Consider the following 14,713-nt stretch of genomic DNA (forward strand, 5'->3'; position numbering starts at 1 on the left):
TTCTCCCCGAGTTAATGTCAACCTAAATTAAATAAAGGTTTACTTAAAAACTAAAAAAAGGTTAACAAACAAGGATGGCCGGCACCCTCGATTGTTAACCTTTGTAAAACCAGTATTTATTCAGCTTCCATGAAATCATAAGGGGTAATCCCTTCCATCCCGACCATCGGATCTTCATTCATTATGATCTCTTCCGCAGACAGACCTTCTTTATCTTCATCAACTTTCCCATCTCCGTCATTGATGAGGGAAAGTTTTTCAGACAGTGTCGTCTTACGCATAAAATCGTCTTCTCTCTCCACACCGAGTTTAAAGGCATCGAGTTCACCGCACAGGATCAAAAATTGCTTGCTCCTTGTTATCGCGGTGTACAGAAGATTTCTGCGAAGCATGCGGAAATAACTTTTTACGACCGGTAAAATGACGATGGGGAATTCGCTTCCCTGTGATTTATGGATCGAACAGCAGTAGGCATGGGTAATCTGGGTCAGGTCCTGCCTTGTATACGTGACTTCAGTACCCTCATAGGAAACGATGATCATGTCCTGTTTTTCGGTGTTTTCTTTTGCATAGAAAATCGAGACGATCTCCCCGATATCCCCGTTGAAAACATTGTTCTCAGGCTGATTCACCAGCTGCAGGACTTTATCACCGATCCGGTAGTGGACATCCCCGAAGGTTATTTCCTTCCGGGTCCCATCATTGGGGTTGAAAATTTCCTGAAGCAGCTTGTTCAGGCTGTCAATACCCGCAGCCCCTCTGTACATGGGAGCAAGCACCTGTATATCCTTTGGTGTGTAGCCCTTTTTCTTGGCGTTTTCGACTACCTTACGGACAACTTCCGGAATCTGATTCGTCCGGCACGGGAAGAAAGACCGGTCCTTCTGCTGTTTTGTCAGGTCGGCAGGAACCTGCCCTTTTTTCATACTATGGGCAAGCTCAATGATCGATGAACCCTCCTCCTGACGGTAAATATCCGTCAGTCTGACAGTGGGGATCACCCCCGACCCCAGCATGTCCTTAAGGACCTGCCCGGGCCCAACCGAAGGGAGCTGATCTTCATCACCGACAAAAATGACCTGAATATCATCGGGAAGTGCTTTCAGGAGCTGGTGGGCGAGCCAGGTGTCCACCATCGACACTTCATCGACAATCAACAGTTTTCCTTCTATGGCACGTTCCTCGTCACTCTGAAAGCCTTCCTGCCCATTCCAGCCGAGCAGCCTGTGGATGGTCATTGCCGGCAGACCGGTCGATTCAGTCATGCGCTTGGCCGCCCTCCCTGTTGGGGCCGTCAACAATACAGGAAAAGGTTCATCTTTATAGTCCTTTGGATCCAGGGAACATCCGTGAAGATCGGCGAAAAGTTCCACGATCCCGTTGATGACCGTGGTCTTCCCCGTACCCGGGCCCCCTGTCAAGAGGAGCATCGGGGACATCAATGCCGTTTCGATCGCTTCCCTTTGGGACGGGGCATACTGGACTCCAAGCCTGTCCTCAAGTGCCCCCAGAGCCAGCAGGAACTCCGATTGCGGGAATTGATCTTCATATTGCTTTTGGGATAGAATTTTCTCGATGCTCGTGACGATCCCTTTCTCGGAGAAGTACAGAGAAGGGACATATACCTTTGAACCTTCTCCGGCCACCTTGCTTTCTTCTTCGAGCGATACGAGTTGAGTGGATATCTCGGTATATTCGATTTTTCCCGGCTGGCTCTTCTCAAGAAGTTCCTTTACCGTCGTGATAAGCTCTTCTGCTTCAAGGAATACATGCCCCTGCTTCACGCAGACTTGTTCGAGGGTATAAAGGCATCCGGCCTTTATCCTGTCCGGATGACTTCCGGAAATCCCGATTTTCGAACCCAGTTCGTCAGCCCTCGTGAAACCGATCCCTTCAATGTCTTCCACCAATTTATATGGATTTTTCTGGATGATTTCCAGTGTCTGTTCTTTGTAAGCCTGATAGATCTTCATGGAAATCTGCGGACCGAATCCAAGATCATTCAAGGCGATCATCACACGTTCGAGTCCCTGATGCTCCGTCAGCGTGTCATAAATGTTTTTTGCTTTCTCAGGGGGAAGTTTAGGTACTTCATCGAGCACCCCGGGGTTTTCAAGAATTTTTGAAATGGCATTTTCTCCGATATGCTCTACAATCTTCTCCGCTGTTTTTTTACCGATACCTTTAAACAGATCGCTCGATAGATAATGGACGACCCCCTGGATTGTCTGCGGGATCTCTTTTTTGAAATGATTCGCATGAAATTGCATACCGAATTTCGGGTGTTCCTGGAAGCGTCCGTAAAACACATATGTCTCTTCCTCATGTATGCGCGGGAAGTGGCCTGTGATGACTGCTTCCTTCTCTTCATAAGAATGGTTCGTCTCATCCACCCGGATCCTTACAACGGTATACAGATTTTCCTCATTATGAAATATCGTCACAAGATGCCTGCCCTTGATATACGTTTCTTCATCTCCAAACAGCTTCATTGAATCCTGCTGGCTCAAGGTTTAGAAACCCCCTAACTATTCGCTCTTCAATTTCTCGATCATCTTGATGCCGTATCCTGCCAGCATATGATCGGGCTGAATCTCGACCGCTTTATTAAAATACTCAAGCGCCTTGTCTGCATCATCCTTATACCCTGCATATGCCACTCCCAGATTATAGTAAGCATCTGCATGTCCCGGGTCCTGTTCAATGACCTTTGAAAGCTGACCGATTGACTCCTCATACGCTTCAGCCTGCGCAAGGCATAATCCAAGCTGGAAGCGTGCTTCGATGTCTTCTTCATTGAGCTCCACACTTCTTTGCAGGTAGGGGATGGCAAATTTAGGCTGCTCCAGATTAACAAGGCTTAAACCAAGCATGAAGTAGACGTCTGCATTTTCCATCCCTTTATGGACAGCTTTCTCGAATTGATCCTTTGCAGAATCATAATCCTCTTCATTAAAGTATAGATTACCAAGTGAATAGTACGCAGCAGCTGCATCTTCGTCGACCGAAACCGCCCTTTCGAAGAAAGACTTTGCTTTTTCATTGTCACCGACGGTCAACAGGACATTTCCGAAGTTGATATATCCCACTGGATCTTTCGGGTTTTCTTCTATTGCTTCAGTAAAGAGTTTCACCGCTTCCTCGAGTTTTCCTTCCTGCAATAACTCGACTCCTTTTAAGTTCTTATCCATTTTCAGCACCTCTATCATATTATTATGTATTTTAACCAGTTGATTTTCAGGTTCGAATTGCTCTCAGTATACCATATTTGCACATGTGAAAAGAGCGTAAAGAAAGGACTGGGACGAAGGAATAATAACTCCCTTCTTCACAGTCCTTATCATTCTTACCCCGCCGGCATCATCAGCCTACATAGGTCAGTTGCTTTTCGTCTTTATAGATGGTATCGATCGTTCCGCCGCCGAGACATTCGTCTCCATGGTAAAATACAACGGCCTGTCCCGGTGTTACGGCACGGATCGGTTCATCGAAGATCACTTTTGCCTGCCCATTATCGAGTGGGACCACCGTTACAGAATTGTCAGCCTGACGGTAGCGGAATTTAGCCGTACATTTAAATTCAGACGGTTTATCTTTGTCGGACGTCCAGTGCACATCCGCAGCAAGGATGGAGTCGGAATACAATGCAGGATGTTCAAATCCCTGTCCAACATACAGTACATTACGTTCCAGGTCTTTTCCGATGGCGAACCATGGATCACCGGCACCGCCGATCCCAAGGCCGTGACGCTGTCCGATAGTATAATACATCAATCCGTCATGTCTGCCCATCACTTTGCCGTCCATCGTTTCCATATTGCCCGGCTGCGCAGGAAGGTAATTGCTTAAGAAATCCTTGAAATTCCTTTCACCGATAAAGCAGATTCCCGTACTGTCTTTTTTGGCAGCGGTCGCCAGTCCTGCTTCTTTCGCAATTTCCCGTACCTTTTTCTTATCGATCCCGCCAAGCGGGAACATGACTTTCTCAAGCTGATCCTGCCCAAGTTGATTGAGGAAGTAAGTTTGATCTTTATTGTTATCGACTCCGCGGAGCATCTTATATTCCCCATCGCGGTATTCGACCTGGGCATAGTGCCCGGTTGCAAGATAATCTGCGCCTAGTTTCATCGCGTGCTCAAGAAATGCCTTGAATTTGATTTCTTTGTTGCACATCACATCGGGGTTCGGCGTTCTGCCGGCTTTGTATTCATCAAGGAAATAGGTGAATACCTTATCCCAATATTGTTTTTCAAAATTGACAGCGTAGTAAGGGATTCCGATTTGATTGCATACGCGAATGACATCATTATAATCCTCGGTCGCTGTGCATACTCCATTTTCGTCCGTGTCATCCCAGTTCTTCATGAAAATCCCGATGACTTCGTATCCTTGCTCTTTCAAAAGAAGAGCAGCAACTGAAGAGTCCACACCGCCGGACATCCCGACGACCACTCTTGTATCCTTAGGGTCCTTATTCATTATACGCCACCTCCTTATTCCTTTTGCTTTCTATATCTTCAAGGGAATCAGGACACCAATCGTCCAACCACCTTGGCAACTTCAGTTGCAGCCTGCTCGATCTGTGCTTCTGTATTCCCGAGCCCAAAACTGAAACGGATTGAATCCCTCGTCCTTCCGGATTCATTTCCGAACATGGCAACCAATACGTGGGAAGGTTCAATCGAACCTGCTGTACACGCTGAACCGCTCGATACGGCAATGCCGGCCATATCCAGATTCATCAGCATCGATTCAACATCCGTTCCGGGAAAGCTTAAGTTTAGCACATGCGGTAATCCATGCTCAAGAGAACTGTTCTCATCGAATTCAACATTTTTTTCCATCAATGTCTTACGGAACAATTCCTTGAAACCTTCATACATAGCACTCTTCTCGTCCAAGCTCTGCTGGGCGAGTTCCACGGCTTTTCCCAGTCCTGCTATCGCCGGTACGTTTTCCGTACCTGCACGCCTCTTACGTTCCTGCTCGCCACCGAATGTACCGGGTTGAAGATTCACGTTTTGACCGCAGTAAAGGAAACCGACTCCTTTAGGTCCGTTGATCTTATGCCCTGAAACCGACAGCATATCGACGCCAAGTTCGTTCACATCGATATCCATCAAGCCGAATGCCTGCACTGCATCTGTATGGAAGTAAGCATCATGATCTTTCAGGAGCTGCCCGATTTCCCTGATGGGCTGAATGGTTCCAACCTCGTTATTTCCATACATGACCGTCACCAGGATCGTATCCTGCCGGAGGGCATGTTCCAGATCTCCCAATGAAATCCTGCCTGATTCATCAACCGGGAGATACGTAACCTCGAATCCTTGTTCTTCTAAATGCCTGCATGTATGAAGGACCGCATGATGTTCAATTTGAGTGGTGATAATATGCTTCCCTCTGGATGCGTTGGCATGTACCGTACCTGTGATGGCTAAATTATCAGCCTCGGTTCCGCCGCTTGTAAAAATGATTTCATTATAATCCGCCTTCAGGCTCCTTGCGATTTTCGTCCGTGCCTGATCCACAAGATGACGGGCCGAACGGCCAAAAGAATGGATGCTTGACGGGTTACCGAATGTCTCTTTCATGACAGCCGTCATTTCTTCTATGACTTCTGCATGCATCGGGGACGTAGCGGCATGGTCCATGTATATTCTTTCCATCTTCAGGCACCTCCTAGATATAAAACATGTATGCGTCGGATTCGCCGTCATCCGAGTGACTGGCTAAATCTTCGATTGTCGTATTGTCCAATACATCTTTAACTGCATCACGGATACGGATCCATAATTCACGTTTAGCAGGCTCTTCGTCTTCTATTCCTTCAACAGGGCTGATCGGCCCTTCGAGGATACGGATGATATCCCCTGCCGTGATTTCGGATGGTTCATGTCCGAGGACATACCCGCCATAAGCCCCGCGGATGCTTCGCACAAGTCCGCTGTTCCTGAGCGGTGCCACCAGCTGCTCAAGATAATGTTCCGAAAGCTCATGCTGCTGGGCAATTGTTTTCAGGGAAGTCGGCCCCTCCCCGTGACGCTTCGCCAACTCAATCATAATCGTCAAGCCATACCGGCCCTTAGTAGATATCTTCATTATTCCTGCACCTCTTAAATTCTTATAATCACTAGTCTAAATTCTATTAGATATATCTTATTATTTTTATCAGTAACCTTTGTTATTATAGCATATCCGTTCATTCACTGTGAAAAGTATCAATCATAAATGCTTCCGGGCGGTATCATTTCCTAATGGGGGTGCGCTGTGATAAAGTGATGGAAAGAACACTAGTTTGGAGAGATTTGTTATGGCTATTAAACCCCTCGCCTTCAGGATGAGGCCGCGGACAATCGAAGAGATCATCGGGCAGCAGCACCTGGTGGGAGAAGGAAAGATCATCGACCGGATGGTAAAAGCAAAGCAGCTTTCCTCCATGATATTATACGGCCCCCCCGGTATCGGTAAGACTTCGATTGCAAGCGCCATTGCCGGAAGCACTAAATATAGATTCAAAACATTGAACGCAGTCACAAACAATAAAAAAGATATACAGATCGTCGCGGAAGAAGCCAAGATGTCAGGGAAAGTCATTTTGCTTCTTGATGAGGTACACCGTCTGGATAAAGGAAAACAGGATTTCCTGCTTCCATACCTGGAAAATGGGATGATTACATTGATCGGTGCCACAACGAGCAATCCATACCACGCGATCAACCCTGCCATCAGAAGCAGATGCCAGATTTTCGAATTGAAGCCGCTCTCGGTAGACGAAATGAAAACAGCTATATACAGGGCGGTTGAGGATAAGGAGCGGGGCCTTGGGGATTACTCCCTGGAAATATCAGACGAAGCCGTCCATCATTTCGCAAGCAGCAGCAACGGAGATGTAAGAAGTTCGCTGAACGCACTTGAACTTTCGGTCTTATCCACTTCTCCCGACACGGACGGTGTGATTCACATCGACGTCGGCATCGCAGAGGAATGCCTTCAGAAGAAAAGCTTTTCCCATGATAAAGACGGCGATGCGCATTATGACGTATTAAGCGCTTTTCAGAAATCGATACGGGGAAGCGATGTGAATGCCGCACTCCATTATTTAGGAAGACTCGTCGAAGCCGGCGATCTGCCGAGCATCGCCCGCCGGCTGCTCGTCATTGCCTATGAGGATATCGGCCTTGCCAATCCATCAGCAGGGACCAGGACGCTTGCGGCTGTCGAAACGGCTGAAAAAATCGGATTTCCGGAAGCACGGATCCCGCTTGCCAATGCCATCATCGAACTCTGCCTGTCGCCGAAATCGAATTCCGCCATTCTTGCAATCGACGGGGCTCTTTCTGATATCCGTAAAGGGAAAAGCGGGGAAGTCCCGGATCATCTGAAAGACGCCCACTATAAAGGGGCCAGTGAACTGGGAAGAGGAATCGAATATAAATATCCTCATGACTATGATTCAGGATGGGTCCCGCAAACCTACCTGCCGGACCGGTTGAAAAACGCACGCTACTATACCCCTAAATCGACCGGAAAATTCGAGCAGGCCATCGCAGGAGTTTACGAGAAAATCAATAAACAGATGAAATAGTGAATGTGAGCCAGACCTTTTTATGGGGTCTGGCTCTTTTGACACCATCGGGCTGATGTCACATACACTGATAAAAAGTCCGCGGAGGTCATGCCGATGATCATTCTGAAAGACGGCTCTTCCACAACCAATCTGAAAGGGCTGCCCGCTTCAGCACCACTGATTCTGAATGCCCTTGAAAAAAGCAAAATACGCTATGAATACAATGACCTTAAAGAACTCTCTTTCGAAGTGAAGATGAGGGACCGAATCATAGAAAACAGCAGATGGCTGAACAACAGTGCTGCGACGTTTTCTGCCTTTGCGTCATCATCCTTCAATCCTTACTACTGGATCAAAACCATGAGCGGGTACCGCCTGCGGCCGGGCAAGCGGCCATCAGCTGCAATCAGGGACGTATTCGAAAATCCGTATTTGTACAGTTTCGAATGTGTGACTACAGTTGTCCTGCTTTACTATAAATCCATCCTTGATACGATACGGCCTGAATATTTCGACCGTCTTTATTCCCCCATGCTCATTTGGGGACATAATTACAATGATGCCATGCACATGGAGACATATGAAGGAGTAGACAACATACCTGGAGATGTACATTACTTTTATAATCCGGATTACGGAGATCCCATCTGGATGGGTGAAAACGCCGTTTACCTGGGGCCTGACCAATATTTCGGGCACGGCATCGGGATCGTCACACATGATAAGATGATTGAAGCACTCAATACCCTGAGAAAGGTAAACGCGACTAAATCTGCATATCTGCTTAATCAGACAACAAGACTGAATTTCTCTGAACTTTATAAGTACTCATAATAAAAGACGGTCCTCATGGAGACCGTCTTTTTGCAGTAAAATTGTTGAGAAAGCTGTCGGGCTGCCTTCAGAGATATTCCTTACTAGGCTGCCACATCCCGCTTCCTGAACACAAGGAATGCAAGGAGCTGGAAGATGGCAAAATAGATCAGCAGCATAGTGATCGAGAAGCCCATCGTCATCCCCTTTACCATCGGCTGACTGAAACCGGTGTATTGGGTCAAATCGGTGTTGGCGAACAGGCTGTATTTCGCCCAGTCGAATTTCATTGCCAATAACCCTGTCGCATTAGATCCCATGAATAACAGGAATAGTGATAGACCGATGGCAAGGGAAGAACTTCTGAATACTGTCGAAATCATGAAAGCCATCGTTGCCATCATTGTTACATCAATTGATTTTAGAAGATATGTCTTAATTAAGTAACCAACCATATTCTGCTCGACTACTTCCCCGTCGATATACGCCAGATGAACCGATTGGCCCGTGCCTCCGAACAGGATCAAACCGATCAGGAAGGAGACGGCGAAAAGAATAGCCAGCATCGTCACTCCGTACAGGATGACCGTAATATATTTTGAGAGTAATATCTTTGTCCGTGAGATAGGGCGGATCAACAACAGCTTGATTGTTCCCCAGGAGAATTCACTTGCCACAATGCCCGCGGCAACGATGATTGCAAACAGTCCGACGAGCGTCACTGCGAATCCATTTGTTTCAACAAATGTCCAAACCGTTTCTTTTGTATTGGGTTCAATATCGTTTTTGATTCTATACTCGTTGATAGCAATATTTTTTTCGAACATACCTTTGCTGTAATTATCCATGCCGTTTTCGGATAGAACCTGCTTATCACCTTCCACCTGGGCGGTGAGCTCCTGCTTCCAGTTATCCGTTTCTTTCACTTTTGAATCTTCATATTTCGTGAATGCTCCGACCACCCCGATTATCAAAATCAATATACCGAGCATGACCCAGGTGCCGACCCGCTTGAAGATTTTCATCCATTCGTTCTTGATCAAATTAAGCATGCAAGACTTCTCCCTTCTCATTCGTGATTTCAAGGAATCTGTCCTCTAGTGACTTCGCTACCTGCATGACGCTGTATATTTCTACGCCGTGTTCAACGAATGCCTTGACCAGCTGAGGCACCTGTTCCTTTGTGATCCCCGTTTGCAGTTTCTTGTTTTTCATTTCGAACACAAGTGAAGGATTAAAGGTCTTCATGACCGATCGTGCCTTTTCTTCATCATTCACTTCAAACTGATAGACAAGTTCCTTCCCGTCCACAAAATCCCGCACTGTCTGCACGTCCACAAGCTTTCCTTTTTGAATGATCCCGATGCGGTCACACATCATCTCCATTTCGGAGAGGAGATGACTGGATACGATGACAGCCATGCCTTCTTCCTGTGCCAGCTTCCGGATATAGGCCCGGATTTCACGGATACCGGCAGGATCCAATCCATTCGTCGGTTCATCCAGTATCAGGATTTTTGGTCTGTGAAGCAGGCACTGCGCGAGGCCGAGCCGCTGTCTCATCCCAAGGGAATATGTCTTGACTTTATCTTGGATCCGATCGGTCAAGCCGACCAGTTCAACCACTTCCTTGATTCTTTCTTCCGTTATCCCTTTCTGCATCCGCGCGAAATGCTGCAGATTTTTGTATCCTGACATGAACTTATAAAGTTCCGGATTCTCTACGATGGCCCCTACAGATGAAATTGCCCCTTCGAAGTCCTTCTTGATGCTTTTACCGGAGATCAGAACATCCCCCTGCGATATGCTCATGAGTCCTACAATCATTCTGATTGTGGTTGTTTTCCCGGCTCCATTCGGTCCCAGGAATCCAAAAACTTCTCCCTCATACACATCAAAAGAAAGGTCATCTATGATACTTTTTCCCTTAATGACTTTTGAAACGTTTTGTAACTTCACAATCGTATTCATTCTTCTCTACTCCCTTCAGCAGTCGTTTTTTTCAACCATTGCAGCACTGATAATCCTTCTTCTTCCCTCAGCTTCTCCACGTCGCAATGACCTTCGATCCTGCCATTGTGGATGATATAGGCTTCATCGAGGATCGCTTCGATTTCATCGATCTCATGCGTGGCGATGATGACCGTCTGATTGCCAAAGTCGATGTATGAGATGAGACTCTTCACGATCGAATCCCTGACCATCGGATCAAGGCCCGAAAACGGTTCATCCAGTAGAAGCACCTCTGTATTACGGGACAGGGTCAGGATAAGTTTCAATCTTCCACGATTTCCCTTTGATAAATGTTTAATTTTTTTATTTTTATCTAGATCCATGAATTCTGACAGCTCATATGCTTTCTTCCTATCAAAATCTTTGAACTGAGAAGCATAGAAGGAGATCATTCCATCAACGGTGAACGCTTCGTAGAACATATCAAGCTCTGTCAAATAAGCGACTTTATCCGCAATCTTCCTGGTTACTGCCCCTCCGCTCACGGTTACGATTCCGCTGGTCGGAATCACAAGACCCGCTATCATCTTCAGAGTGGTTGATTTACCACTGCCGTTAGGACCCAGCAATCCGTATATTTTCCCTTTCTCAAACTGAAGGGTGGTGTTTTCAAGTGCCGTCCCATGACCATATTTTTTTGTCACCTCTTGAAACCGGATCACGTCTATTCCCCCTCCCCATACTTTTCAAGGCTTTCGATCATTTGCTTCTGTGATAGACCGAGTTCTTTCATATTGCGGATGAATTGCTCCACCACTTCTTTTTGAACTTTCTCGTTCAGCACCGATAGAATCTCCTCGTTTTCCGTCACAAACGTCCCCTGTCCTCTCCTTGTCTCCACAATGTCCATCCTTTCTAATTCACTGTACGTTCTTTGAATGGTATTCGGATTTACCCCGGACTGAATCGCCATCTCCCTGACGGAGGGAAGCTTATCTCCCGGATGCAACTCTTTTCTGACGATTTCCCGGATGATGCGGTCTGCTATTTGCACGTATATCGGCTTTGATGCTGTATATTCTTCTGTCATACCTTACACCTCGACTTTACGGTCTAATAACCAGCAGGAAATGATGAACAAAGTGACCATGACAAGCCCTTCAAACGCGAAGGGAAGGATGGGAAACGGGATGATTTCACTGTAAAACCCGGCATCGGCATTTTTCTGCCCTACTGAAAAAGCAAAGCCTGCAGGTACATCGATTGTCCACGCTTCAAAAAGCTTTTGCACCCACCCGAAGCTCATCAGCATCGCTGTTATGCTTTGATAGATAATGATAAACCCCAATATGAACAGCCATCTTATGTTTTTGATGGCCGGGAATTTACCGAGTGCGTAATAAAATGTCCAAAAGAAGAATATCCAGATGGAAAAATTAATAGCTGCAGCTGTGATCCCAAGATTGAATAAGATCCCTTCTTTAAATGGCCAATAGGAAAAGAAGTTCACTGTATCCGGCAGGCCTGCAAGGCTGATGACCCCCAGAATATCAACCAGTAAAAAAGAAGCGATTGAATAAATGAAAGCAATGATCAATTTGGGAAGGATCAGTTTAAAACCGCTTTGCGGACTGTGCAGCCAAAGCTGAGTCTTTCCTTCCACTCTAAGCATCGAGAATAAAATGACCGGCATGACGGCAAGATGGAAAATCCCGAGCATAATGACAAACACAACCACAACAGTCGGTTCGCCTGTCACCCTGCCAAGTATCAGCCCCAATGCATAAATGAATAAGATAATGGCGATCCAGCCGTAAAACCATATTTTCGATGTTTTAAAATCCTTCCAAAGAAGTCCTTTAAATGCGCTCATATCCGACTCTCCCTAAAGTGTTTTAGTGTTCTAGTTAGATAGTACACTATGACACATTTGAAAGTCAATCCTTTTTACATAAAATGGGTTCATTAATTTTATGGGTTGTGTAAAGCTATAAAAAAGCATATACGGGGAGGAATATCATGAATTCTTCAAGGAGAGGCTGGACAGATTCCGAGGAAAAACTGTTAATTGAAACAGTGGATTCTTTTTTAGGAAAGGGACTTGCAAAGAAAGCGGCGTTCCAGGAAGTCGCTGCAAAAATAAACCGCACCACGGCGACATGTTCGCATCACTATTATTCAATCAGGAAAAAGAAAGCACCGGCAACAGACGATTCTCCCCTTACCCTGCAGGATTGTATCCAATGCCTGAAAAACATACAGCAGCCTGATTCGCTAGCCGGGGAAAATGATAGGCTGCAGAAAGAAAAGAAGGAGCTCCTTCATGCTCAGAAAGAGTTGAAGGTCAGATATGAGAGTCTCCTGAAAAAACAAAAGAAGCTGCAGCAGCTGCTCTCAATCCTTAAAGAAGTGGAGCATTACAATGAGGCTTCATCCAAACCCGTCATCCATTGAAGCTCCTACATGGACAAAAGTGATTTAGACAAAGTAAAACCCGAACTAATTTGAATGCGATGAGGCAAATTAGTTCGGGTTATTAATTTGTTCATTGTACTTTTATGGCTTAGCTCATTCAGCGGTTGATTGGAGTGCAAGACGATGACTCCTATCAGAAAAGCGGAAGGGCTTTGAAGAGAGACGTGTGGCATAAGACGAATCGGCCACAAAGGCGGTTTTTTGCCTTCTTGGACGGTTTGGCTCATGACATGTGTCTCTAAGCCCTGTAGCTGGACAGTTAATCACTCGGGAATATGTCTGGAGGCTCACGGGTCACCCGCGGAAAGCGTAGTCTTGCACGGAAATCATTAGCGTTGTTTATAGTTCACTCTAAAATGTTCGTCTTAATACATTGGATTTTTAGTTTTGTCCAAACTTCTTTTCTCTTATTTATCTTTCACTCGTTTAATTTCGATATCTTTCAATAGCTGATTCACAACGTAACTTGCCTGGATCAATCCTGCCACAGATGGAACAAAAGCATTTGAAGAAGGCGGCATCTGTGCCTTCCTGATCTTGGCATCGTCCTTCCCGACTTCCTTACGTACATCTTCACGGATGACAATCGGACTTTCATCCGAAAATACGACAGGCACACCCTTTTTGATTCCTTCTTTCTTCAAACGAGTACGGACGACTTTCGCAATCGGATCCGTATGCGTTTTACTGATATCGGCAATCTGGAAGCGGGTCGGATCTGTTTTATTTGCCGCACCCATACTTGAAATTAACGGAATATCCCTTTTCAAGCATTCTTTCATAAGATGGATTTTGTATACGATCGTATCGGAAGAATCAATCACAAAGTCCAAGCCATGGCTGAAGAACTCTTCATATGTTTCTTCTGTATAGAACATCTTCAATGAGATGACTTCACATTCGGGGTTAATATCTTTGATTCGGTCGCGCATCAGATCCGCTTTGGGTTTTCCTACAGTGGAAAGGAGTGCATGAATCTGGCGGTTTACATTTGTGATATCAACATCGTCTTTATCCACGAGCACGAGGCGGCCGACACCGGAACGCGCCAATGCCTCTGCTGCAAAAGAGCCCACTCCGCCGATTCCAAGAACGGCAACGGTGCTGTTCTTGAGGATATCGAGTCCTTCCTTTCCGATCGCTAGTTCATTTCTGGAAAACTGGTGTAGCATTCGATCAACTCCATTATAAGTATTCAACTGGGTTTATACTGAATTAGAATAAAGGATAGCAGGGGGAAAATCAACTTGAAAACTTTTCTGAGCTTTGTCTTCTATCTCCGCTTTTGATTTCCGTGCAAGACTTCGCTTTCCGCGGGCAGCCCGTGAGCCTCTAAACTAATTCCAAGGTAACTGTCCAGCTACAGGGCTTAGAGGCACATGTCATAAGCCAAACCGACCAAGAAGGCAAAGAACGCCTTCACGGCCGATTCGTCTTATGCCACACGCCTCTCTTCAAAGCCCTTCCGCTTTTCTGATAGGAGTCTTCGTCTTGCACTCCAATCAACCGCTGGAGTCAACTTAAAAAGTCGAATGTACTATAAATCCCCATCTATCCTTACTATACCGCCATCATTCTCATTATTACCTTTCTCTTTCAATTGGGCACATAAAAAAACCAGGCAATGCTTCAGCCTGGTTTTATATCAAATAATGTTTCATTTCAATTGAAGTAAACGAGTCCCAATTGTGCCGTCGCTGCGATTCCTTCGTTTTGAACCCGCTCTCGGCAGGTGGGTGCTTTGCTCTGTTAGTTGTAAGTCCACTGAAAGAGGCATGAACGCGTAACAGAAACGACAAGCTCCCAAAGTTTTAATTGTTCGGTCAAAACTATCAGGGTTAACGTCGTACACATCAGGACTCGTTTGATTGTTTAAATCATATCATAAGAAGTTTGAATTTT

Annotated in this window: 14 protein-coding genes and 1 other RNA gene; 3 read left to right on the forward strand and 12 right to left on the reverse strand. The window is 45.9% G+C overall.

The genetic code is table 11. The features are described from left to right. Positions 1-116: 116 nt before the first annotated feature. The 5 genes from recD2 to cymR all read right to left on the reverse strand — a co-directional run bounded on the left by recD2 (position 117) and on the right by cymR (position 6,102). Positions 117-2,510, reverse strand: a complete 2,394-nt coding sequence (recD2, locus tag AS034_RS06065; RefSeq protein ID WP_058297851.1) for an SF1B family DNA helicase RecD2 — start codon at positions 2,508-2,510, stop codon at positions 117-119. An 18-nt stretch (positions 2,511-2,528) separates the two neighbouring features. Then, positions 2,529-3,191, reverse strand: coding sequence for a tetratricopeptide repeat protein (locus AS034_RS06070; protein WP_058297852.1), 663 nt, complete (start codon positions 3,189-3,191; stop codon positions 2,529-2,531). A 172-nt stretch (positions 3,192-3,363) separates the two neighbouring features. After that, complete coding sequence (gene mnmA, locus AS034_RS06075; RefSeq protein ID WP_058297853.1) at positions 3,364-4,479, reverse strand: tRNA 2-thiouridine(34) synthase MnmA; 1,116 nt, start codon at positions 4,477-4,479, stop codon at positions 3,364-3,366. A gap of 47 nt (positions 4,480-4,526) precedes the next feature. Continuing rightward, positions 4,527-5,669 (reverse strand): cysteine desulfurase family protein, encoded by a 1,143-nt coding sequence (locus AS034_RS06080; protein WP_032087537.1) that lies wholly within the window; start codon positions 5,667-5,669, stop codon positions 4,527-4,529. Positions 5,670-5,682: 13 nt separating this feature from the next. Continuing rightward, positions 5,683-6,102 (reverse strand): cysteine metabolism transcriptional regulator CymR, encoded by a 420-nt coding sequence (gene cymR / locus AS034_RS06085; RefSeq protein ID WP_032087536.1) that lies wholly within the window; start codon positions 6,100-6,102, stop codon positions 5,683-5,685. Positions 6,103-6,313: 211 nt separating this feature from the next. Here cymR and AS034_RS06090 point away from each other — a divergent pair, with 211 nt between their 5' ends. Together AS034_RS06090 and AS034_RS06095 are read left to right on the forward strand one after the other, a co-directional pair. After that, positions 6,314-7,588: a replication-associated recombination protein A gene (locus tag AS034_RS06090; RefSeq protein WP_032087535.1), complete on the forward strand. Its 1,275-nt coding sequence runs from the start codon at positions 6,314-6,316 to the stop codon at positions 7,586-7,588. Between the two features lie 96 nt (positions 7,589-7,684). Beyond that, positions 7,685-8,404, forward strand: a complete 720-nt coding sequence (locus AS034_RS06095) for a hypothetical protein (protein ID WP_058297854.1) — start codon at positions 7,685-7,687, stop codon at positions 8,402-8,404. A gap of 83 nt (positions 8,405-8,487) precedes the next feature. On the opposite strand, the gene AS034_RS06100 is transcribed toward AS034_RS06095, so the two are convergent. From AS034_RS06100 to AS034_RS06120, 5 genes are read right to left on the reverse strand one after another with little or no spacing between them, the layout of a single operon-like run. Then, a complete protein-coding gene (locus AS034_RS06100) occupies positions 8,488-9,435 on the reverse strand; it encodes an ABC transporter permease (RefSeq protein ID WP_032087534.1) in 948 nt (315 codons plus the stop codon). Next, positions 9,428-10,354, reverse strand: a complete 927-nt coding sequence (locus tag AS034_RS06105; protein ID WP_058297855.1) for an ABC transporter ATP-binding protein — start codon at positions 10,352-10,354, stop codon at positions 9,428-9,430. The genes AS034_RS06100 and AS034_RS06105 overlap by 8 nt, the downstream gene beginning before the upstream one ends. Beyond that, on the reverse strand, positions 10,351-11,058 hold the full coding sequence (locus AS034_RS06110) for an ABC transporter ATP-binding protein (RefSeq protein ID WP_058297856.1): 708 nt from the start codon (positions 11,056-11,058) through the stop codon (positions 10,351-10,353). The genes AS034_RS06105 and AS034_RS06110 overlap by 4 nt, the downstream gene beginning before the upstream one ends. 2 nt (positions 11,059-11,060) lie before the next feature. Beyond that, a complete protein-coding gene (locus AS034_RS06115; protein WP_032087531.1) occupies positions 11,061-11,426 on the reverse strand; it encodes a GntR family transcriptional regulator in 366 nt (121 codons plus the stop codon). A gap of 3 nt (positions 11,427-11,429) precedes the next feature. After that, the gene (locus tag AS034_RS06120; RefSeq protein ID WP_058297857.1) at positions 11,430-12,209 is read right to left on the reverse strand and encodes a hypothetical protein; all 780 of its coding nucleotides are present in this window, start codon (positions 12,207-12,209) and stop codon (positions 11,430-11,432) included. A 146-nt stretch (positions 12,210-12,355) separates the two neighbouring features. Here AS034_RS06120 and AS034_RS06125 point away from each other — a divergent pair, with 146 nt between their 5' ends. After that, complete coding sequence (locus AS034_RS06125; RefSeq protein WP_058297858.1) at positions 12,356-12,790, forward strand: hypothetical protein; 435 nt, start codon at positions 12,356-12,358, stop codon at positions 12,788-12,790. A 428-nt stretch (positions 12,791-13,218) separates the two neighbouring features. Here the strand turns inward: AS034_RS06125 and AS034_RS06130 are convergent, their stop codons facing one another. Next, the gene (locus AS034_RS06130; RefSeq protein WP_058297859.1) at positions 13,219-13,983 is read right to left on the reverse strand and encodes a tRNA threonylcarbamoyladenosine dehydratase; all 765 of its coding nucleotides are present in this window, start codon (positions 13,981-13,983) and stop codon (positions 13,219-13,221) included. 503 nt (positions 13,984-14,486) lie between these two features. Further along, positions 14,487-14,674, reverse strand: a non-coding RNA gene (ssrS, locus tag AS034_RS22285) — 6S RNA. Positions 14,675-14,713: the final 39 nt, after the last annotated feature.

The sequence above is a fragment of the [Bacillus] enclensis genome (assembly GCF_001456935.1).
GTDB lineage: Bacteria > Bacillota > Bacilli > Bacillales > Bacillaceae_B > Rossellomorea > Rossellomorea enclensis.

Excerpts from the sequence above, each read along its gene's own strand:
- AS034_RS06070 (WP_058297852.1), bottom strand. The coding sequence starts at position 3,191 with ATGGATAAGAACTTAAAAGGAGTCGAGTTATTGCAGGAAGGAAAACTC.
- mnmA (WP_058297853.1), bottom strand. The coding sequence starts at position 4,479 with ATGAATAAGGACCCTAAGGATACAAGAGTGGTCGTCGGGATGTCCGGC.
- AS034_RS06080 (WP_032087537.1), bottom strand. The coding sequence starts at position 5,669 with ATGGAAAGAATATACATGGACCATGCCGCTACGTCCCCGATGCATGCA.
- cymR (WP_032087536.1), bottom strand. The coding sequence starts at position 6,102 with ATGAAGATATCTACTAAGGGCCGGTATGGCTTGACGATTATGATTGAG.
- AS034_RS06090 (WP_032087535.1), top strand. The coding sequence starts at position 6,314 with ATGGCTATTAAACCCCTCGCCTTCAGGATGAGGCCGCGGACAATCGAA.
- AS034_RS06095 (WP_058297854.1), top strand. The coding sequence starts at position 7,685 with ATGATCATTCTGAAAGACGGCTCTTCCACAACCAATCTGAAAGGGCTG.
- AS034_RS06100 (WP_032087534.1), bottom strand. The coding sequence starts at position 9,435 with ATGCTTAATTTGATCAAGAACGAATGGATGAAAATCTTCAAGCGGGTC.
- AS034_RS06105 (WP_058297855.1), bottom strand. The coding sequence starts at position 10,354 with ATGAATACGATTGTGAAGTTACAAAACGTTTCAAAAGTCATTAAGGGA.
- AS034_RS06115 (WP_032087531.1), bottom strand. The coding sequence starts at position 11,426 with ATGACAGAAGAATATACAGCATCAAAGCCGATATACGTGCAAATAGCA.
- AS034_RS06120 (WP_058297857.1), bottom strand. The coding sequence starts at position 12,209 with ATGAGCGCATTTAAAGGACTTCTTTGGAAGGATTTTAAAACATCGAAA.
- AS034_RS06125 (WP_058297858.1), top strand. The coding sequence starts at position 12,356 with ATGAATTCTTCAAGGAGAGGCTGGACAGATTCCGAGGAAAAACTGTTA.
- AS034_RS06130 (WP_058297859.1), bottom strand. The coding sequence starts at position 13,983 with ATGCTACACCAGTTTTCCAGAAATGAACTAGCGATCGGAAAGGAAGGA.